17 protein-coding genes and 2 tRNA genes are annotated in these 20,826 nt (G+C 71.8%); 12 read left to right on the top strand and 7 right to left on the bottom strand.

Annotated elements, in window-relative coordinates:
• Positions 1–67: 67 nt before the first annotated feature.
• On the bottom strand, positions 68–1,477 hold the full coding sequence (locus DT019_RS12555; protein WP_114036928.1) for an amino acid permease: 1,410 nt from the start codon (positions 1,475–1,477) through the stop codon (positions 68–70).
• 150 nt (positions 1,478–1,627) lie between these two features.
• Positions 1,628–2,995, bottom strand: a complete 1,368-nt coding sequence (locus tag DT019_RS12560) for an amino acid permease (RefSeq protein WP_114036830.1) — start codon at positions 2,993–2,995, stop codon at positions 1,628–1,630.
• Positions 2,996–3,254: 259 nt separating this feature from the next.
• On the opposite strand from DT019_RS12560, the gene DT019_RS12565 reads away from it, so the two are divergent.
• Complete coding sequence (locus DT019_RS12565; RefSeq protein ID WP_114036831.1) at positions 3,255–3,842, top strand: biotin transporter BioY; 588 nt, start codon at positions 3,255–3,257, stop codon at positions 3,840–3,842.
• On the opposite strand, the gene DT019_RS12570 is transcribed toward DT019_RS12565, so the two are convergent.
• Together DT019_RS12570 and DT019_RS12575 are read right to left on the bottom strand one after the other, a co-directional pair.
• Positions 3,839–5,158: an FAD-binding oxidoreductase gene (locus DT019_RS12570; protein ID WP_223279441.1), complete on the bottom strand. Its 1,320-nt coding sequence runs from the start codon at positions 5,156–5,158 to the stop codon at positions 3,839–3,841. The two genes, DT019_RS12565 and DT019_RS12570, sit on opposite strands and share 4 nt — an antisense overlap.
• Before the next feature lie 112 nt (positions 5,159–5,270).
• Positions 5,271–6,017, bottom strand: a complete 747-nt coding sequence (locus DT019_RS12575) for an LPXTG cell wall anchor domain-containing protein (RefSeq protein ID WP_223279443.1) — start codon at positions 6,015–6,017, stop codon at positions 5,271–5,273.
• Positions 6,018–6,266: 249 nt separating this feature from the next.
• Between DT019_RS12575 and DT019_RS12580 the strand changes: the two genes are divergently transcribed.
• The gene (locus DT019_RS12580) at positions 6,267–7,793 is read left to right on the top strand and encodes a serine/threonine-protein kinase (protein ID WP_411292704.1); all 1,527 of its coding nucleotides are present in this window, start codon (positions 6,267–6,269) and stop codon (positions 7,791–7,793) included.
• Here DT019_RS12580 and DT019_RS12585 read toward each other — a convergent pair.
• Positions 7,757–9,226, bottom strand: coding sequence for an amino acid permease (locus DT019_RS12585; protein WP_114036834.1), 1,470 nt, complete (start codon positions 9,224–9,226; stop codon positions 7,757–7,759). The two genes, DT019_RS12580 and DT019_RS12585, sit on opposite strands and share 37 nt — an antisense overlap.
• A 172-nt stretch (positions 9,227–9,398) precedes the next feature.
• Between DT019_RS12585 and DT019_RS12590 the strand changes: the two genes are divergently transcribed.
• Positions 9,399–9,887, top strand: coding sequence for a ribose-5-phosphate isomerase (locus DT019_RS12590; RefSeq protein ID WP_114036835.1), 489 nt, complete (start codon positions 9,399–9,401; stop codon positions 9,885–9,887).
• 9 nt (positions 9,888–9,896) lie between these two features.
• A complete protein-coding gene (locus tag DT019_RS12595) occupies positions 9,897–10,706 on the top strand; it encodes an Fpg/Nei family DNA glycosylase (RefSeq protein ID WP_114036836.1) in 810 nt (269 codons plus the stop codon).
• Here the strand turns inward: DT019_RS12595 and DT019_RS12600 are convergent.
• On the bottom strand, positions 10,694–11,923 hold the full coding sequence (locus DT019_RS12600) for a GNAT family N-acetyltransferase (protein WP_114036837.1): 1,230 nt from the start codon (positions 11,921–11,923) through the stop codon (positions 10,694–10,696). The two genes, DT019_RS12595 and DT019_RS12600, sit on opposite strands and share 13 nt — an antisense overlap.
• Before the next feature lie 224 nt (positions 11,924–12,147).
• On the opposite strand from DT019_RS12600, the gene DT019_RS12605 reads away from it, so the two are divergent.
• The 5 genes from DT019_RS12605 to DT019_RS12625 all read left to right on the top strand — a co-directional run bounded on the left by DT019_RS12605 (position 12,148) and on the right by DT019_RS12625 (position 17,851).
• Entirely contained in the window at positions 12,148–13,293 is a 1,146-nt protein-coding gene (locus DT019_RS12605; RefSeq protein WP_114036838.1) for a PP2C family protein-serine/threonine phosphatase, read from the top strand.
• 157 nt (positions 13,294–13,450) lie between these two features.
• Complete coding sequence (locus tag DT019_RS12610; protein ID WP_114036839.1) at positions 13,451–14,260, top strand: ABC transporter ATP-binding protein; 810 nt, start codon at positions 13,451–13,453, stop codon at positions 14,258–14,260.
• A 314-nt stretch (positions 14,261–14,574) separates the two neighbouring features.
• On the top strand, positions 14,575–17,019 hold the full coding sequence (locus DT019_RS12615) for an ABC transporter permease (RefSeq protein ID WP_114036840.1): 2,445 nt from the start codon (positions 14,575–14,577) through the stop codon (positions 17,017–17,019).
• 28 nt (positions 17,020–17,047) lie between these two features.
• A complete protein-coding gene (locus DT019_RS12620) occupies positions 17,048–17,527 on the top strand; it encodes an HD domain-containing protein (protein ID WP_114036841.1) in 480 nt (159 codons plus the stop codon).
• Between the two features lie 129 nt (positions 17,528–17,656).
• Positions 17,657–17,851 carry a hypothetical protein gene (locus DT019_RS12625; RefSeq protein WP_053727400.1) on the top strand — a complete coding sequence of 65 codons (195 nt, stop codon included), beginning with the start codon at positions 17,657–17,659 and terminating at the stop codon, positions 17,849–17,851.
• Between the two features lie 192 nt (positions 17,852–18,043).
• On the opposite strand, the gene DT019_RS12630 is transcribed toward DT019_RS12625, so the two are convergent.
• Positions 18,044–18,114: transfer RNA gene (locus DT019_RS12630), tRNA-Gly, on the bottom strand.
• Between the two features lie 189 nt (positions 18,115–18,303).
• Between DT019_RS12630 and DT019_RS12635 the strand changes: the two genes are divergently transcribed.
• The 3 genes from DT019_RS12635 to DT019_RS12645 all read left to right on the top strand — a co-directional run bounded on the left by DT019_RS12635 (position 18,304) and on the right by DT019_RS12645 (position 20,826).
• A tRNA-Pro gene (locus tag DT019_RS12635) sits at positions 18,304–18,380 on the top strand.
• A gap of 189 nt (positions 18,381–18,569) precedes the next feature.
• Positions 18,570–19,964, top strand: a complete 1,395-nt coding sequence (tig, locus tag DT019_RS12640; protein ID WP_114036842.1) for a trigger factor — start codon at positions 18,570–18,572, stop codon at positions 19,962–19,964.
• A gap of 253 nt (positions 19,965–20,217) precedes the next feature.
• Positions 20,218–20,826 (top strand): ATP-dependent Clp protease proteolytic subunit, encoded by a 609-nt coding sequence (locus tag DT019_RS12645; protein WP_114036843.1) that lies wholly within the window; start codon positions 20,218–20,220, stop codon positions 20,824–20,826.

A 20,826-nucleotide genomic window follows, 5' to 3' on the forward strand; every position in this document is an offset into this window, starting at 1 on the left:
AAAGTCCTGCGTCCCGAGGCCTGGGGCCAAGGGACGCAGGACAGTTGAAAGGGTGCGGGCCGTCCGGTCAGGCGTCGAGCGGGGTGCGGACCGAGGTGCGCTGGCGGACGTAGCCGATGATCGCGAGGACCAGGGTGAGCCCGCCGGTGTAGTAGAGCTGCACCCGCGTGCCGTCCTCGCGGGCCATCAGGACGAAGACGACCGCCATGCCGAGGAGCGCGAGCCAGGTGAGCCACGGGTAGAGCCACATCTTCACGACCAGCTTCTCCGGCGCCTCGCGCTCGATGCGGCGGCGCAGCAGCAACTGCGAGGCGGCGATGAAGAACCAGACGACCAGGATGATCGCGCCGATGGTGTTCAGGAGCCACTGGAAGATGTCGTTCGGACGCCAGTAGCTGAGCAGCACGCACACGAAGCCGAAGGCGGAGGAGACGAGGACCGCGATCCGCGGCACCCCGCCGGAGATCTTCCCGAGCACCTGGGGGCCCTGGCCGCGCGAGACGAGCGAGCCCGCCATGCGCGAGGCGCCGTAGATGTTGGCGTTCATCGCCGAGAGCAGAGCGACCAGGATCACGACGTTCATGATGTGGCTCGCGGCCGGGATGCCGAGGTGGTCCAGGGTCGCGACGTAGGGGCCCTTGGTGGCGATGTCCTTGGCGGTCCACGGCAGCAGCGTCACGACGACGGCCATCGAGCCGATGTAGAAGATCGCGATCCGCCACATCGCGGTGCGCACGGCCTTCGCGACGCCCTGGACGGGGTGTTCGGACTCGGCCGCCGCGATGGTGACCGTCTCCAGGCCGCCGTACGCGAAGACGGAGGCGAGCAGTCCGACGATGAGGCCCTCGCTGCCGTTGGGCATGAAGCCGCCCTGGCCGGTGAGGTTGGCAAGCCCCGGGGCGCTGGTGTCCGGCAGCACGCCGATGATCGCGAGCACGCCGATGACCAGGAAGAGGACGATCGCGCCGATCTTCAGGGCGGCGAACCAGAACTCGAACTCGCCGAAGTTCTTCACGGCCGCCAGGTTGGTGCCGCAGAACAGCAGCATGAAGACGGCCACCAGGGCCCACTCCGGGACGCCCGGCAGCCAGCCGTGCACGATGCCCGCGGCGCCGATGCCCTCCAGGCCGACGGCCACGCAGAGCAGGAACCAGAACGCCCAGCCCGCGGTGAACCCGGCCCACGGTCCGATCGCCCGCTCGGCGTGCACCGAGAAGGAGCCCGAGGCGGGGTTGGCCGCCGACATCTCGCCCAGCATGCGCATCACGAGCATGACCAGGGCGCCGGATATCGTGTAGGCGAGGATGATCGAGGGCCCGGCGGCGGCGATCGCGGTGCCGGAGCCGACGAAGAGCCCGGCGCCGATGACGCCGCCGAGGGCGATCATCGACAGATGGCGCTGCTTGAGGCCATGCGTGAGCGGCGAGTCGGTTCGTGGCCGGCTGTCGTTCGGCGCGGGCGTGGTGGTCCGAGACATGGGCATGCCCTGTTCAGTAGCTGATCCACCGGGTCGGCGGCACGGGCCCACAGTCTCAGGGCGGCTCCGCTCAGAGGGAACACCCGACCGCTATGCGGACACCCGACTCACACAGCGTGAAGGCTCGGGTGCGGTTTGTTCACATGGATTTCACACGCGGCGCGTGCGCAACTCCCGTACCGCCGCCACCAGAAGGACCAGCGCCGTCGCCCCCGCCGACCACAGCACCTGCGGCCGGGCGGTGTCGTCGAGGAGCATCAGGACCAGGACCGCGGCCATCGCCGCGAGCGCGGCCCAGGTGAGGTAGGGGAAGGCCCACATCCTCAGCGTGAGCGTCTCGGGCGCCTCGCGCTCGATCCGGCGCCGCAGCCGCAGCTGCGACAGGGCGATCAGCGCCCACACGAACAGGAGCACCGCGCCGACCGCGTTGAGCATGTAGAGGAACACCGAGTCCGGCCACTTCAGGTTCAGCAGCACCGACACGAACCCGAAGGCCACCGACGCCAGCACCGCCCGGCGCGGCACCCCGCCGCCCGACACCTTCAGCAGCCCCTTCGGCGCCTCGCCCCGCTCGGCGAGCGAGAAGACCATGCGCGAGGACCCGTACAGGTTGGCGTTCAGGGCCGAGAGCAGCGCCACGAACACCACGATGTTCATGATCTGGCCGGCCGACGGGATGCCGATCGAGTCGAGGACCGCGACGTACGGGCTCTGGCCCGGCTTCATCGACGTCCACGGCAGCAGCGTCACGATGACCAGCATCGAGCCGACGTAGAAGAAGAGGATGCGCCACACCGCGCTGCGCACCGCGCGGCCGACCGCGCGCACCGGGTCGTCGGACTCGGCGGCGGCGATCGTGACGACCTCCAGGCCGCCGAACGCGAAGATCACCGCGAGCACCCCGGAGACCACCCCGCTCCACCCGGCGGGCAGGAAGCCGCCCTGCCCGGTCAGGTTGGACAGGCCCACCGCGGAGGTGTCGGGCAGCAGGCCGAAGACGGCGAGCAGCCCGAGCGCCAGGAACGCGACGATGGCGAAGATCTTCAGGGCGGCGAACCAGAACTCGAACTCGCCGAAGTTCTTCACCGCGGCCAGGTTGGCGCCCGTGAACACCACCATGAAGATCAGCACCCAGGCCCACTGCGGAACCCCCGGCGCCCAGCCGTTCGCGATCTTCGCGGCGCCGGTCGCCTCCACGGCGAGGACGACGACGAGCAGGAACCAGTACAGCCACCCGACGCTGAACCCGGCCCAGCGCCCCAGCGCCCGCTCCGCGTGCACCGAGAACGAGCCCGACGCGGGCATCGCCGCCGCCATCTCGCCCAGCATCCGCATCACCAGCATCGCGATCGCGCCCGCGATCAGATACGACACGACGATGCCCGGACCCGCCACCGCGATCCCCGCACCCGACCCCACGAAGAGTCCCGCGCCGATCACCCCGCCGAGGCCGAGCATGGTCAGATGGCGCTGCTTCAGCCCGTGCGAGAGGGGCTCCGCGGGCAAGGAGTCGTGCATGGCGCTCGTAACTTTCGATTTATGGGGAACCTACAGTCTCCCCGAGTCACGACCCCCGGCGCAAAAGGGATACCCGAGACCATCGCCGCAGTGACGAGGGTCACGCCCCGGCGGGCATGAATCCTGGCCTTTGTGCAGACCCCACCAAGGCTTCAACGCCCGCTTTGTGGGCGGCTGCTGGTGATCCAGTGAGATTCAGTGGGCTAACGTCACGGTGTCCCCAGCATGTCCCGCTGACCCAACACCCGCCGGAGTCCCGATGAGCACTGTGTCCGCCGCCGCCCCCCGCACCGGATCGGTCCTCGCCGACCTGCTGCCTGCCTCCCGCACCAAGGACATCGCGCTCGTCGTCGGCGGCGCGGCGCTGACCGGAATCGCCGCCCAGATCGCCGTGCCGGTCCCCGGTTCGCCCGTCCCGGTCACCGGCCAGACCTTCGCGGCGCTGCTCGTCGGCGCGGGCCTCGGCGCCGGCCGCGGCTTCCTCTCGCTCGCGCTGTACGCCCTGGTCGGCATGGCCGGGATGCCCTGGTTCGCGAACGGCACCTCCGGCGCGGGCGGCGCCTCGTTCGGCTACGTGCTCGGCATGCTCCTCGCCTCCACCGTCGTCGGCGCGCTGGCCCGCCGCGGCGCCGACCGCTCGGTGCCGCGCACCGCGGGCACGATGGTGCTCGGCTCGGCGATCATCTACGCGGTGGGCGTGCCCTACCTCGCCGCCTCGACCGGCATGTCGCTGACCGCGGCGGTCGCCGCCGGACTCACCCCCTTCCTGCTCGGCGACGCGCTCAAGGCCGCGCTCGCGATGGGGCTGCTGCCCGCCGCGTGGAAGCTCATCGGCCGCCGCGGCTAACGCGGTTCGATCGTGTAGTTGTTCCTGAAGAGGTTCGCCGGGTCGTACGAGGCCTTCAAAGCGGCGAGCCTCTTCTCGTTCTCCTCGCCGTACAGCCCCTCGACGCCGGTGAACCGCGCGCCGCCGAAGGCGAAGTTGAGCGCCCGGCCGAGCGTCCACGGCCGCAGCAGCGCGAAGACCTCCGTGTGGACGGCGCGCACCGCGGAGAGGCCGCCCTCCTCGAACGGTGTCAGCACCCGCAGCAGGAAGTCCGCCTCGCGGTGCGGCACCGCGTTCGGCGCGGGCCTGGACAGGGCGCCGCCCAGGTGGTTGAGCTGCACCACGCACATGGTCGGCGCCGCGGGGCCGGTCAGCCGCAGCGCCTCGGCGAGCGCCGCCGGGTCCGGCCGGCCCAGCATCGCGTTGTCGCCGTAGTAGGCGTGCGCGTGCTCCGGGTCGCGGTGGATGGACGGCGACTCGGTGTACGACATCTCCCGCAGGTCGTCCGCGAGGGCGGGTCCGATCTCCCGCAGCGGAGCCACCAGGCGCTCGCCCTCCTCGGCATCGCCGGTGAAGGCGAGGCGCACGGTCACCACATAGCGTCCGCGCACCGCGGGCGGCGCCCACGCGGCGTCGGGCCACTGGATGGTCTGGAGCGAAGAGGTCACCGTGTCCGGGACCGTCGCGGTCCAGCGCAGGTACCGCGCGAGGACGCGCTCGCCCAGCTCCGTCCCGTCGAAACTCAGCTGCCCCCCGTACAGCCGGGCCACCGGGACCAGGCTGGTCTCCAGGGCGGTCACCACGCCCAGATTGGCGCCGCCGCCGAGCAGCCCCCAGTACAGCTCGGAGTCGCTCTCGGCGGTCACCCGGCGCAGTGCGCCGTCGGCGGTGACGACCTCCAGGGCCCGCACGTGGTCGGCCGCGTACCCGAACTCCCGTGCCAGGATGCCGAGTCCGCCGCCCAGTGTGTAGCCGACCGCGCCGACGCTCGGCGCCGAGCCGTTCAGCGGGGCGAGCCCGTGCGGGGCCGCGGCCGCGACGACCTTGCCCCACGGCGTGCCCGCGCCGACCCGGACCGTGCGGCGCCCGGCGTCGACGGTGACCGTGTCCATCCGGCGGGTGGTGATGAGGACCCCGCCCTCGGTGGCGCCCGCCAGGCCGTGCCCGGTGGCGTGCACCCCCACGGCGAGGCCGCGCTCGGCCGCGTACCGCACGGCCTTCTGGACGTCCTCGGGGCTCTCGGCCGCGAAGACGACCGCGGGGTGCTGGGCGAACCCGAGCTGGTATCCGGCCAGTTCATTCGCGTACCCGCTGTCGCCGGGGTGGAACGTGCGCACGGGAAGCCCTCCGTCTGCCGGCCCACCGGAGGTGGGCTCTTCGCTGGACATGAGGAGAGCTTCCCGTGGAAACCTGACATCCGCCGTCAGGTTTTCCCGACCGGCGTTTCGGTCAGTGCTTCGCCGCCCACCTGCGGCCCCGGCTCGTCCACCACAGGCCCGTGCCGCCGGCGATCAGGAACAGCGCGCCGGCCGCGAGGAGCGGCAGCACCCCGTCGTTGGCCCCGGTCTTGGGGAGCTGGGGCGGTGCGGCGGGAGAGGACGGCGCCGGAGCTGTCGGCGTGCTGCTCGCCGGGGGAGAGGCCGTGCCCGACGGCGGGGCGGCCGGCACGTTGTCGGTGCCGAGCAGCAGCGGGGTGTCCGGCGCGTTCGGCGTCGGGTGGGTCGTGCCGAACGGCACCGGGCCCTGCTGCCACAGCACCTTGTCGCCGCTCCCCTCCGTCACGGGCAGGCAGATTTTGCCTGTCTTCGCCAGGTCGTACGTCGCCGAGACCGTGTACGCCCTCGACCGGCCGGGCGCCAGGTCCGGGATCGCGCAGCCGAACCCGCTGTTGGTGCCCGCGGGCAGCTTGCCCTTCGCGACCGGCACGCAGCCCTTGACGTCGGTGATCCGCATGCCGTCCAGGCCGAGGACGGTCAGGGTGACCGGTCCGGTGGCCCTGCTGCCGTGGTTGGTGACCCTGGCCGTCAGCGTGGTGCGGCCCGTCGCGTTGTTCACCTTGATCGTCGACGGCAGTTCGGTGGAGATCTGGAGGTCCGCCGGGGCGCTCGGCCCGGGCTTGCCGCCCTGGCTGCTGCCCGGTGTCGGATCGACCGCGAACGCCACCCCCGCCCCGAACGGAACAATCAACAGGGCCACGAATAGGGAAACAATTGGAGATCCTTTTTCTTTTCGAACACGCATGTCCCATCCCCCTCACCCGCGTTGGGTGCATCTGTGCACAGAAGGGTCCCACAAGATTTCCAGGAATTATGCTGTGATGGTGTCACCGTAGTGAATCAGTCCTGGTCACAGTGGGTGCTGAGGGGGTGGGTGGTCATGCCGGGAACACGGGGGCTATTGGTCGCTGGGCGTTACCGCCTGGGCGAAACAATTGGCCAGGGGGGAATGGGGCGGGTGTGGCGGGCGGCGGACGAGATACTCGACCGCCAGGTCGCCGTAAAGGAAATGCGCATCAATGAACTCGATGCAGAGGACAGTCGAATTCGCCGCGAGCGCACCCTGCGCGAGGCCCGCGCCACCGCCCGCATCGACCACCCCAACGTGGTGCGGGTCTACGACGTGGTGGCCGAGGAGAGCGACCGGCTGTGGATCGTGATGGAGCTCGTCGAGTCCCGCTCCCTGGAGAAGCTCCTCCTGGAGGACGGGCCCGTCTCCCCGCGCGAGGCCGCCCGCATCGGCGTCGGCCTCGCGGCGGCCCTCGTCGAGGTGCACGCGGTGGGCGTCCTGCACCGTGACATCAAGCCCGGCAACGTCCTGCTCGGCCCGGGCGGCCGGGTCGTCCTCACCGACTTCGGCATCGCCGCCATCCAGGACGCGGCCGCGCTCACCGTGGTCGGCATGCTGGTCGGCTCCCCGGACTACATGGCGCCCGAGCGGGTGGCCGGGAAGCCGCAGGGCCCGGCGTCCGACGTGTGGTCGCTCGGCGCCACCCTGTGCGCGGCGGTCGGCGGGCGCTCCCCCTTCTCCCGGCCCTCCACGCTCGCCACCCTGCACGCCGTGCTCTACGAGGAGCCCGAACTCCCGGAAGCGGCGGGCCCGTTGGGACCGCTCCTGGCGCAGCTCCTGGTCAAGGACCCGGAGCTGCGGCCGGGCCTGGCCGAGACCGCCACCCGGCTGATGCCGATCGCGGCGCCCCCCACGGTGCTCGCCGCGGGGCCCACGGGCGTCCCGCACCCGCCCACCGTCCAGGTGTTCGGAGATCCACCGCCCTGGCCGGGCGCCGTACGCGAGCAACCACCGCCCCCGCCCCCGCCCAGGGAAGTGCCCCCGTCGCCGGAGCCCGTACCCGAGGAGCCGCGGCCCGCGCCGCGCCGCCGCGGGTGGACCCGCGCCCGGATCGTGGTGGTGGCCGCCCTCGTGGTGGCGGCGGCCGTGACCGCCGTGCTGATCGCCGCCACGGCCGACCAGCACCTCGGCGGCGGTTCGGGCGGGTCCTCCTCGGCGGCCCCGCCCACCGTGGCGGGCACCGCGCGCCCGCCCTCGGCGACCCCGCCGCCCGGCTCGATCAACGAGACCGGGTTCGCCTGGATCCCGCCGAAGGACTGGACCCGTACCGCCAAGAGTCCCTCGAACGTCCACTACCACGCGCCGGACGGAAAACAGGAGATCGCCGCCTCGTACGCACTCGCACGCGGCGGCGATCTGATGACCCAGTGGCAGGAGGCCGAAGCGGGCTCCCACGACGTGCCCGGCTACCACAAGATCCGGCTCGCCCGGACGACCTTCCACGGGCAGCCCGCCATCATCTGGGACTACGACTTCACCCAGAACGGCGTCCCGTGGAAGGCCCGCCAGCTCGGCTTCGACGAGGGCGGCAAGTCGTACCAGATCAACACCTGGTACGAGGCCGACACGGAGTCCGCCGCCCTCGGCAGCTACGAGGCGGTGACGTCTTCCTTCACACCGCTGTAGGAGGAGGAGCGGGAGGCGAGCACCTTCTCCTTGACCACCGCGATCACGATGACGATCGCGGCCACCAGCAGCGACAGGAGCACCTGCTCGCGGCCGGACTTGTCGAACAGCATGTAGACCAGGACGAAGGAGATCATCCCGATCGTCAGCCAGGTGAGATAGGGGAAGCCCCACATCTTCACGGTCAGCTTCTCCGGCTGCTCGCGCAGGATGATCCCGCGCATCCGCAGCTGGGTGAAGCAGATGACCAGCCACACGAACAGGGCCACCGCGCCCGAGGAGTTCAGGAGGAACGCGAAGACGGTGTCCGGCCACTTGTAGTTGAAGAAGACCGCCACGAAGCCGAAGACGACCGAGGACAGGATCGCGACCTGCGGCACACCCCGCTTGTTCGTGCGGGCGAACGACTTCGGCGCGTCGCCGCGCTCACCGAGCGAGAACGCCATCCGGGAGGCCGTGTACAGGCCGGAGTTGAGGCAGGAAAGGACCGCCGTCAGGACGATCACGTTCATGATCTGGTCGGCGTGCGGAATGCCGATCGTCTTCAGGGCCGCCACGTACGAGCCGTCCGCGACGATCGAGGGGTCGCTCCACTTGAGCAGGGTCAGCACCACGAAGATCGAACCGAGGTAGAACACCGCGATCCGCCAGATCACGCTGTTGGTGGCCTTGGTCACGGCGCGCCGCGGGTCCTCGGACTCACCGGCGGCGAGCGTGACGATCTCGGAGCCCATGAAGGAGAACACGACCATCAGCACACCGGTCAGGATCGCGCCGTAGCCCTTGGGGAAGAACCCGCCCGCGTCCGTGAGGTGGGCGAAGCCGGCCCCCGGGTTGTCGGAGCCCGGCAGCACGCCGAACACCGCGAGCAGGCCGATGACCACGAAGGCGCCGATGGCGACGACCTTGATCCCGGCGAACCAGAACTCGAACTCGCCGTACGAGGAGACGGAGGCCAGGTTGCTGGCGGTCAGGACCAGCATCACGATGAGCGCCCAGCCCCACTGCGGGACCCCCGGCACCCAGTCGTGCAGGATCTTCGCGCCGGCCGTCGCCTCGACCGCGAGCACCACGACCCAGAAGAACCAGTAGAGCCAGCCGATCGAGAACCCGGCCCAGCGCCCGAGCGCGCGGTCCGCGTACGCCGAGAACGAGCCCGACGACGGGCGGGCGGCGGCCATCTCGCCCAGCATGCGCATCACGAAGACGACCATCACGCCGACGAGCGCGTACGAGAGCAGGATGGCGGGCCCGGCCGCGGCGATGCCGGAGCCGGAGCCCACGAACAGGCCGGCGCCGATCACGCCACCGATGGCGATCATGGACAGATGACGGTTCTTGAGACCGGCCTTGAGGCCGGAGTCGGGCACCTGTGAATCCCCGGGTCCACCGGGCAGGTGATCTTCCTTCGCAAGGGACGGCTGCGAGGTCATGGACGCTTCCTTACGTCTTCGGAGCACTCGGGTTACGAGCCCGGGTATTCAAACCTGGTCCGCTTCGGGACGGAAGGCCTGAATCCGGATCGTTAGACGGGACCAAGTGCGGGGACCAAAGTCCTCACCCCGCTAAGCCCTGCCCCGACCCGCGCATGCCACACTCGGGTACATGCGCGTGTACCTCGGCTCCGACCATGCCGGCTTCGAACTCAAGAACCACCTCGTCGAGTGGCTCACGGCCCATGGGCACGAGCCCGTGGACTGCGGTCCGCACATCTACGACGCCCAGGACGACTACCCGCCGTTCTGCCTGCGTGCCGCAGAGAAGACGGCCGCCGACCCGGACTCGCTCGGCATCGTGATCGGCGGCTCCGGCAACGGCGAGCAGATCGCCGCCAACAAGGTCAAGGGCGTCCGCGCCGCACTGGCCTGGAGCGAGCAGACCGCGGCGCTGGGCCGTGAGCACAACGACGCCAACGTGATCTCCATCGGCGGCCGGATGCACACCGAGGAGGAGGCGACCAGGTTCGTCGAGATCTTCCTCACTACCCCGTACTCGGGTGAGGCGCGTCACACCCGCCGCATCGAGATGCTCACCGCGTACGAGACCACCGGCAAGCTTCCCGAGATCCCGGCCCACCACCCGCAGCAGGGCTGAGCACGGGCCATGCCCGAGGGCCACACGATCCACCGCCTGGCCGCCGACCACGACCTGAGGTTCGGCGGCCGGCCGCTGCGCGCGTCCAGCCCGCAGGGCAAGTTCTCGGACGGCGCGGCCCTGGTCGACGGCCAGGTCCTGGAGAGCGCCGAAGCCCACGGAAAGCACCTGTTCCTCGGCTTCGGCCCCGCGGGCTGGGTCCACATCCACCTCGGCCTGTTCGGCAAGTACGGCCTCGGTGACGCCCCGGCCCCGCCGGCCACCGACACCGTACGGCTGCGGCTCCTGAACGACACCGCGTACGCCGACCTGCGCGGGCCCACCACCTGCGCGCTGATCACCGACGGCGAGAAGCGCGCGATACACGACCGGCTCGGGCCCGACCCGCTGCGCCCCGCCGACACGGGCGAGAAGGCCTGGCAGCGGATCTCCCGGAGCCGCACCACCATCGCCGCCCTGCTCATGGACCAGAAGGTCGTCGCGGGCGTCGGCAACGTCTACCGGGCCGAGGTCCTCTTCCGGCACGGCATCGACCCCTACCGGCTCGGCAAGGACATCGGCCGCGCCGCCTGGGACGCGATCTGGGCGGACCTGGTGGAGCTGATGCGCGAAGGGGTCCGGCTCAACCGGATCGACACCGTCCGCCCCGAGCACACCCCCGAGGCCATGGGCCGCCCGCCGCGCTTGGACGACCACGGCGGCGAGGTGTACGTCTACCGCCGGGCCCGGCAGGCCTGCCACATCTGTGGCGGCGAGATCCGCACCGCCGATCTCGCCGCCCGCAATCTGTTCTGGTGCCCCGGCTGTCAGAAGCCGTGAGGCAGCCAGGGGGCGAGCTCGCTGCCGAACGCCGTCGAGGCCTCGGTCAGCGCGCCCGGCCGCAACTCGCGCACCCGGCCCGCGCCCGCCAGTGCGGCGAGCGTGAACCCGCCGAGGTACGCGGCGCCCAACTCCCGCACGGACAGCGCCAGTTCGGCCGGGTCCTCGGTGCGGACACAGGACGCGCCCTTCGCGTCGCCGGTCAACCGCCAGCGGCCCGCGTTCCACGGACAGAACGCGTCCTCGACCTCCAGGACCACGTCGACGGGCGCCGCGTACGTCCGCGACTCCAGGGCCGCGCCCACCTCCACGAGGCGCACGTGCAGCGCGTCCTTGAGCCGGATCCCGCACCGGCGCACATCGGAGACCAGATGCTGGAAGGGGTCGTCGACCGGCCGGTTCCGCACCTTCAGCGTGTCCGTCAGATCGAGGTCGAACAGGTAGCGCCACAGCGTCGCGGAGACCGCCGGGTCCACCGCCTCCAGATCGAGCAGCGTCACCGTGCCGCTCACGCCCCGGGGCGTTGACGTCATGGACACCCGGTAGCGCGCGTACCCGACGAGCTCCCCGGCGCGCTCGGCGAGCACGCACTGCGCCGCGGAGGCGCCGTCACGGTAGGACTCCGGGTCGACCGTGGTGAGCCGGTCCCAGCCCGGCTGCCTGGCCAGCATGCCGGGCCGCAGCGGCACCTGGCGCGCGTACAGCGCCTCGCACGCCGCCAGGGAATCCCCCACCTTCGCGTACCGCAGCCGCACCTCGTCGCTGCCGGGCGGCAGGTCGAGCCGGACCCGGGTGGTGTCGATCTCCGCGGACAGCGCCATCGTGCCGACGCCGTAGCCGAACCGCCCGTAGATGGCCGGCTCGGACGCGGTCAGGACGGCGAGCGCCTCGCCCCGCTCCCGCAGGTCGTCCAGCTGGCGCCGCATCATCGAGGTGAGGATGCCGCGGCGGCGGTGGGTGCCCATGACGCCGACCCCGGTCACCCCCGCGGCCGGCACCACGGCCCCGCCGGGCACGCTCAGGCGGAACGGGAAGGTGCTGGTGGCGGCCACGCACCGCGCGCCGTCCCAGACCGCCGTCGACCGCGCGGGATCGATCAGCTCACGCCACAGCTCCACTTCCTCGGGCGCGTCCGGGATCCCCCCGAAGGCCACCACCAGGGCCCCGTACCACTCGTCCCACTCGGCCGGGTCCAGCACGCGCAGCTGTGTCGTCATGGGCCATGCCTAGCAGGGACCGTGCGGGCGGAGCGAACGTATTTCCGGGCCCGGCCGCCGGGGGCCGGTGTCCGCGCGCGGCGGGCCGGGACGGGTGGGGCGCCTGGTCGGTGCGTCCGGCGCGGAGTACGCCGCCCGAGCGACCGGTTTTCCACCGGGCCGCCCCCCGCGCCCGCCGGGGGCCATCTGCACGGGGAGCCGTCCGCTGGATAGGGTCCTGGGCAATGGCACGTGCGATGAGAGCGGACTCGTTCACCGCCCGGTGGCGCAAGGCGCTGCACCGGGTCCGCATCGCCGTGCGCCGCTCCGGCGTCGACTACTTCCGCGGCGACGGCTCCGACTGGATCGCCCTGGCCGGGCTGCTCCTCACCGTTCCCGCGATCACCTGCGCCACGCTCATCGCCCCCGCGTGGTGCGCCCCCTCCGCCCTGGTCCTGCCGATCGTCGCGGGCGGGCTCCTGTTGCGCCCGGCCAACCTGCTCGTCCTGTACGCGGCCGCCGCCACCGCCCTGATCGTGGAGTCGGTGCGGCTCGGCCCCTACACCGCGGGCCCCTCCAGGGTCACCCCGGGCATCGTCCTGGTGGTGGCCGCCTGCGGGCTCTTCGGGCTGCTCATCGCGCAGTTCCGGGCCCGCGTGGGCGTGCCCTGGCGGCGCGGCGGCACCATGCTCTTCGACCTGCGCGAACGCATCCGGGTGCAGAGCGCGCTGCCCCGCCTCCCGCAGGGCTGGCACCGCGAGATGGCGCTGCGCCCGGCGGGCGGCCAGTCCTTCTCCGGCGACTTCGTCGTCGCCGCCCGCACCGGCGGCGGCCGCACCCTGGAGGTCGTCCTCACCGACGTCTCCGGCAAGGGCATGGACGCCGGGTCCCGCGCGCTGCTCCTGTCCGGGGCCTTCGGCGGCCTCCTCGGCTCGCTCCCGCCGCACGCCTTCCTGCCCGCGGCCAACGGCTACCTGCTGCGCCAGGACTGGGACGAGGGCTTCGCCACCGCCATCCACCTGGTCCTCGACCTGGACTCCGGCGACTACGAACTCCTCTCGGCCGGCCACCCCCCGGCCCTCCAGCTCCACGCGGGCTCGGGCCGCTGGCAGGAGCAGTCCGCCGAAGGCCCGCTCCTCGGCGTCTACGACGGCGCGGAATTCCATCCCGCCAAGGGGTCGCTGGCGCCCGGCGACGTCCTGCTGCTGTTCACCGACGGCCTGGTGGAGACCTCCGAACGGGACATCGGCGAAGGCATCGACCGCCTGACCGGCGAGGCCGACCGGTACGTCTCGACCGGGTTCGGCGGCGCGGCGTGGCACCTGATCGAAGCGGTCGCCAAGGACGTCAACGACGACCGCGCGCTGCTGCTGATCAGGCGGGACGCCTGATTCCACCCCGCTCCGCCGCCGCGCCGGGACCCTCCCGGGGTGGGGTCAGCCCCACCCTTGATCCACCGGCGGCCGCCATGGCCGGCAGCCGTCCCGGTCCCTAGGTTCGAAGGGTCGGCGCGAGCGCGCCGTCCACGACGAACGGAGGGCAGGGGCCATGGCACTGCGACGGGCCAAGAACACACGGCGGGCGACCGCGGACGCGGCGCCCGCCCACGACTGGGCCGTCGAACTGCGCGGGGTACGGCGGCAGTACGGCCGCGGCGCCTCGGCCGTGCACGCCCTGCGCGGCATCGACCTCGCCCTGCCCCGGGGCAGCTTCACCGCGGTGATGGGCCCGTCGGGCTCCGGCAAGTCGACGTTCCTGCAGTGCGCGGCGGGCCTCGACCGGCCCACCGGCGGCTCGGTCCGGCTCGGCGGTACCGAGATCACCGGCATGAGCGAGAACAAGCTCACCGAGCTGCGCCGCTCCCGCCTGGGCTTCGTCTTCCAGGCCTTCAACCTGCTGCCCTCGCTGACCGTCGAGCAGAACGTGGTCCTGCCGATGCGGCTCGCGGGGGACCGGCCCGACCGGCGCCGCGCGGCCCAACTCCTCGCGCGGGTCGGCCTGGACGGGAAGGGAGCGCGCCGTCCCGGTGAGCTCTCGGGCGGTCAGCAGCAGCGCGTCGCGATCGCCCGGGCCCTGGTCACCAACCCCGACGTGATCTTCGCCGACGAGCCGACGGGCGCGCTGGACACCACCACGGCGGCCGAGGTCCTGGCCCTGCTCCGGGGCGCGGTCGACTCCCTCGGCGCGACGGTGGTGATGGTGACGCACGACCCGGTCGCCGCCGCCCACGCCGACCAGGTCCTCTTCCTGGCCGACGGCGCCCTGGCGGACGCGCTCCGCGCGGCCTCGCCGAGCCAGATCGCGTCCCGCATGACCACCCTGACGGCGCGGCCCTCCTTCGCAGGAGCGGCGGCGTAGCCGCCGCCGGCGCCGGACACCCGCCCTCGACGCCCCCCCCGGCTCTCAGCCAACCCCTCCGGCCGAGGCCGGGCCGAGCCGGTCGGCGGCGTCCGATCCGGTCCGGCCCTCTGGTCGGCAGCCGTTCGCAGCGAGCTGAACGGCCGGCCAAGTGGGAAGCCCTCTCCGGCCGGAGGCCCGGCCCCAGCGGCGGCGGGCGGCCGCCACCGAAGCCCAGCCACCCACCAGTCCCTCCCCTCATCGAGGGGGGCGGAACGGGCGGGCGGATGGGAAGACCGAGTACCCAGACCAAGCCCCCTCCGCAGGAGCCCCGTATGCACGCCCCCAACGGACTGGCCCGCGCAGCCCTCCGCTTCAAACCCTCCGCCTTCGCCGGAACCTTCGTCGCCCTCCTCATGGCCGCGATGATCGTCTCCGCCTGCGGCCTCCTGCTCGCCACCGGAATCACCGCCTCCGTCCCGCCCCAGCGGTACACCGCCGCCCCCGTCGTGGCCGCCGCCGACCAGCGCCTGCACTACACGATCGGCTCCGGCGAGGACCGCGACGAGGAGTCCCTCGCCCTCCCGGACCGGGCCCGCCTCGACAACTCCCTGGTCGCAAAGGCCGCTTCGGCCCCCGGCGCGGCCGCGGCGATCGCCGACCTCACCCTGCCGGTGCGTACCGGCGAGAACGTCCGCGCCACCGCCCACAACTGGGCCTCCACCGCCTTCACCGGCACCAAGCAGACCTCCGGCACCCCGCCCCGCCCCGGCGAGGCCGTCACCGCCTCCGGCGCCGTGGGGGAGACGATCACCCTCGACACCCCGGGCGGCAAGCGCGAGTTCAGGATCTCCGGCACCGCGGGCGCCCCCGGCACCCACGACATCTGGCTCAACGACGCCGACGCCCGCGCCCTCGGCGGACACCCCGGCAAGGTCGACGCGATCGCCGTGCTCCCCAGGCCCGGCACCTCCACCGCCACCCTCGCGGCCCAGGTCGAGCACGCCCTCGGCGGCCAGGCCCGGGTCCACACCGGCGACGACCGGGCCACGGTCGAGGACGCCGGCCTCGCCCAGGCCAAGGAGCTGCTCACGGGCCTCGGCGGCTCCTTCGGGGGCGTGGCCGCGATGGTCGCCGTCTTCACCGCCGCCGGCACGGTCGCCCTCTCCGTCGCTCAGCGCCGCCGCGAGTACGCCCTGCTGCGAGCGATCGGCGCCACCCCCCGCCAGATCCGCCGCACCATCGCCACCGAGGCCCTCTTCGTCGCCCCGCTCGCCGGCGTACTCGGCTGCCTGCCCGGTGTCGCGCTGGCCACCTGGTGGTTCGGCCAGCTCCACGACAAGGGCGCGATCCCGGCCGCCGTGGACCTCGCCGTCACCCCCCTCCCGCTGGGCATCGCCGTGGCCGCCACCGTGCTGACCGCGCTGTGCGCCTCCGCCGCGGCCGCCCGCCGCCCCGCGAAGATCAAGCCCGGCCAGGCCCTCGCCGAATCCGCCGCCGAACGCCTGCGCCCGGGCTGGATCCGTACGACCCTGGGCGTCGGCGCGCTCGCGGGCGGCTTCGCGTGCGCCGGGCTCGCGGCCTCCGAGACCGGCGAGAGCGCCGCCAACGCCGCCCTCGGCATCGTCATGCTCTTCATGATCGCCGTGGCCCTGCTCGGCCCGCTGCTCGCCCGTGCCTGCGCCGCTCTCTTCGGCCTCCCGCTGCGCGCCGCCGGCGCGGCCGGCTCGCTCGCCGCCGCCAACACCCGCACCAACGCCCGGCGGCTGGCCTCGGCGATCACCCCCATCGTGCTCGCCATGGCCTTCTCGTCGGTCCTGGTCTTCATGCACACCAGCGAGGAGCGGGCCATCGAGGACCAGCAGCGGGCGGGCATCACGGCCGACCAGGTGATCACCGACCCCGCGGGCCTGCCCTCCGACGCCGTCACCCGTGCCGCGGTCGTCCCCGGCGTTCAGAAGGCGGTCGGCCTCACCCGTACCTCCGTCCTCGTCCCGAACGGCGGCAGCGGCTACACCCCCCGCGAGGCCACGGCCCAGGGCGTCACCGGCACCGGCGCCGACCTCGCCGAGGTCCAGGACCTGGGCGTACGCAGCGGATCGCTGACCGCCCTCGTCCCCGGCACGGTCGCGATCGACGCCTCCCTGGCCGAGGCCGCGCACGTACGTCCCGGAGACCGCCTCCCACTGCTGCTGCCCGACGGCACCAAGGCCGCCCCGAAGGTCGTCGCCACCTACGACCGGGGTCTGGGCCTGGCCCAAGTCACCCTCGCGCAGGCCGACTTGGCGGCCCACGTCACCGTGCCGAACCCCACCGTCCTGCTCACCCGGGCCACCCCCGCCGCGACCGCTCCCCTCGCCGCGCTCGGCCACGTCACCGACGCCGCGGGCTACGCTACCGCGCAGAGCACCGACCGCGAGGTCAACGCCTGGGCCAACAGCGTCATGGCCGCGGTCCTGGGCGGCTTCGCCGCCGTCGCCGCCGTCAACACCCTGGTGATGACGGTGCTCGACCGCCGCCGCGAACTCGGCACCCTGCGCCTCATCGGCACCACCCGCAGCCAGGTCCTCGGCATGATCCGCTGGGAGGCCCTCCTGGTGGTCGCCGCGGGCGTCGTCATCGGCAGCGCGATCGCGCTGGCCACCCTCGTCCCGATGGTGAACGGCCTGACCGGCCGCGCCCCCTACGTGCCGCCGCTCCTGTACGGCTCGTTCGCGGGCGGCGTCCTGGCCCTCGGGCTCGCGGCGACCTCCCTGCCGGCCAGGGCGGCGATGAAGTGAAGCACCCCGGGACCGTAGAGTCGCCGGCATGTCTGTGAAGCCGATGACCCTGAGCGAGGTCGAGACCGTCGCCCGAGCCGCCCACGAGGGCCAGACCGACAAGGCGGGCCGCCCCTACGCCGAGCACCTGGCCGCGGTGGCCGAGGGCGTTCGGGCGCGGGGCGGCACCGAGGACCAGATCAAGGCGGCCTGGCTGCACGACGCGATCGAGGACGACGCGCTCTCCCTCCAGTGGCTGGAATCCGCCCAACTCCCGCGCTCCGTCAAGGAGTTGGTGCTCGCCCTCACCAAACGCCCGGGCGAGCCGCTCGCGTCGTACACCGGGCGGATCCTCGCGACCGAGGGCGCGCTCCTGATCAAGGTGGCCGACCTCGCACACAACGCCGATCCGGCCCGCCTGGCCGTCCTCGACGAGGCGACCCGTACCCGCCTCGCGGCCAAGTACACCGAGGTACGCGGCCTGCTGGGCCTCCCACAACCCCTTGAGCCCGACTCGCGGTTGGCCTGATCCTTACCTTGGCGATCCGTCACCCGGGAAGCACCACAGGGGTGTTGGTGGCACGATAGTCATCGCGGGGGTGTGCGCGGCATGCTCCCGGGCCGGCAAGGCGGACCGACCAAGGGTGTGTGATCAGTTGTGGCCATTTCACTGTCAGTGGTGCTGCTGTTGGCGGTCGTCCTCGTGGTGCTCATCCGCGGCGGCTCGATCAAGGCCGGGCCGGCCATCGTCGCGATACTTTTCGGCTTCTTCCTGGCCTCCACGGGCATGGCCCCCTCGATCCAGCGGTTCCTGAACTCGATAGCGGACACGATCAACCAGATCAAGTTCTGACCTCCGCGAAGAGCGGGTCACGTCCCCTTGGACGGAGCGCGTACGCGCTCCGTCCGCCCGCGTACGCCAGAGGCGGTGGCGGGCGGCGCCCCGCCACCCCACCCGGGTGCGGCCCCCGCCGTACGCGCCCGGCACCCCTGAGCACGCCGAAGGGCCCGGCAGCCGAGCTGCCGGGCCCTTCGGTCCTTCGAGAGCGGGCGACGGGAATCGAACCCGCGTAGCTAGTTTGGAAGACTAGGGCTCTACCATTGAGCTACGCCCGCAAGCACCGCGCCGCAGGTCATCGCGACCGCGGCACGTAGAGCATCGTAGCGGGTCGTACCCCGGGCGTGCACACCGCGTTCCGGGTCCGTCGCCGGCGCGGCTCGCGGCCGCGCGGTCGGGACCCCGCGCCCGCGCGGGAAACCGGCCGACGCGGGCCCGCGGGGCATGTACCCTACGTGTCGCACCGACGGGGTGTGGCGCAGCTTGGTAGCGCGTCCGCTTTGGGAGCGGAAGGCCGTGGGTTCAAATCCCGCCACCCCGACCAGCGTCACCGACGTTCGATCTCCGCGTTCTCCGCGTATCAAGATCACATTGTGGGAGGCATCCCGCTAGCGGTTACTATGCAAGCTGCGTGCCCGTGTGTCTGATGAATCCGATGTACCGGGCCCCATCCGCTCCAGACCGTCGGTCTGCGGCAGAACCCCAAAGAAGTCAGCCACAAGGAGACCGAACCGTGAAGAGCGCCGTGGAGACCCTGAACCCGACTCGGGTTCGGCTCACTGTCGAGGTGCCCTTCGAGGAGCTCAAGGACAGCCTCGACGCGGCGTACAAGAAGATCAACCAGCAGGTCACGGTCAAGGGCTTCCGCAAGGGCAAGATCCCGGCCCGCGTGATCGACCAGCGGTTCGGTCGTGGCGCCGTGCTCGAAGAGGCCGTCAATGACGCGCTTCCGAAGTTCTACACCGAGGCGATCAACGAGGCGGAGCTCAACCCGCTGGGTCAGCCCGAGGTCGACATCACCGAGCTGAAGGACGGCGAGACGCTGAACTTCACCGCCGAGGTCGACATCCGCCCGACCATCGAGATCCCGGACTACTCCGGCATCGAGGTCACCGTCGACGCCGTCGAGGTCACCGACGAGGACGTCGAGAAGTCCGTGGAGCAGCTCCGCGAGCGCTTCGCCTCGACCTCCCCCGTCGAGCGTGCGGCCGAGGACGGCGACGTCGTGACGATCGACCTGCAGGCCAAGGTCGACGGCGAGGTCCTGGAGGACGGCGTGGCCGAGGGTGTCTCGTACACCATCGGCTCCGGCGAGCTCCTCGAAGGCATCGACGACGCCGTCAAGGGCCTGGAGGCCGGTGGCGAGGCCACCTTCACCTCCGAGCTCAAGGGCGGCTCGGCCGAGGGCAAGGAGGCCGAGGTCACCGTCAAGGTCACCCAGGTCGCCGCCCGTGAACTGCCCGCCCTGGACGACGACTTCGCGCAGCTCGCGTCGGAGTTCGACACCCTGGACGAGCTCAAGGCCGACAGCCGCAAGCGCCTCGAGAACATGAAGCAGTACGACCAGGCCACCCAGGCCCAGGAGCGCGTCCTGGACGAGCTCCTGAAGCTGGCCGAGGTCCCGATCCCCGAGAAGCTCCTCGCGGACGAGATCCAGACCCGCAAGCACAACCTCGAGCACCACCAGCTCGGCCAGATGGGCATCGACCTCGCCAAGTACCTGGAGATCCAGGGCAAGACCGAGGAAGAGTTCACCGCCGAGACCGAGGAGCAGGCGGTCAAGGGCATCAAGACGCAGTTCATCCTGGACGAGCTCGTCAACAAGGAGAAGCTGAACGTCAACCAGGAGGAGCTCACCGAGCACCTCATGCGGCGTGCGGCCTCCTCCGGCATGAGCCCGGACCAGTTCGCCCAGGCCGTCGTCGAGGGCGGCCAGGTGCCGATGCTCGTCGGCGAGGTCGCCCGCGGCAAGGCGCTGGCCGTGGTCGTCGAGGCCGCCAAGGTCACCGACACCAACGGTGAGGTCGTCGACCTGGAGGACGACGAGGACGAGCTCGCCGAGGCCGTCGTCGCGGCCGCCGAGGGCGAGTCCGCCGACGCCGCCGCCGAGGAGAAGACCGAGGCCTGAGCCTCGGCCTGATGGCTGGGAAGGGCCCGTGCGCACCGCGTACGGGCCCTTCTTCGTACGTGATTCCGCTTCAACCACCTTGCGCTCCGAGCGAACAGTTCGGGAACCGGGATGGCGTTGTCCCACCTGCGCGTTAGGGTCCATGAATACGAGGGTGGTGGAGTCTGGCGAGCCGGAGTCCGCGCCCCCGGAACGAAGACGCTGAGACGGCCGAAGCCGTCAGAGACGAGCAGGTGGATACGTGACGAATCTGATGCCTTACGCCGCCGGTGAGCCGTCCCTCGGTGGTGGCCTCGGCGACCAGGTCTACAGCCGACTGCTCAACGACCGCATCATCTTCCTCGGCCAGCAGGTCGACGACGAGATCGCCAACAAGATCACCGCCCAGATGCTCCTGCTGGCCGCCGCCGACCAGGACAAGGACATCTACCTGTACATCAACAGCCCCGGCGGCTCGGTGACGGCGGGCATGGCGGTCTACGACACCATGCAGTACATCCAGAACGACGTCGTCACCATCGGCATGGGAATGGCGGCCTCGATGGGCCAGTTCCTGCTGACCGGCGGCACCGCGGGCAAGCGCTTCGCGCTCCCCAACACCGACATCCTGATGCACCAGGGCTCCGCCGGCATCGGTGGCACCGCCTCCGACATCAAGATCCAGGCCGAGTACCTGATCCGTACGAAGAAGCGCATGGCGGAGATCACTGCCGCGCACTCCGGCCAGACCGTCGAGACGATCATCCGCGACGGCGACCGCGACCGCTGGTACACGGCGGAGGAGGCCAAGGAGTACGGCCTCATCGACGAGATCATCTCCGCTGCCTCGGGCGTTCCGGGCGGCGGCGGCACCGGGGCCTGA

Origin of the sequence: Streptomyces sp. SDr-06 (assembly GCF_003324565.1) — a bacterium.
In the GTDB taxonomy this organism is placed as follows: domain Bacteria; phylum Actinomycetota; class Actinomycetes; order Streptomycetales; family Streptomycetaceae; genus Streptomyces.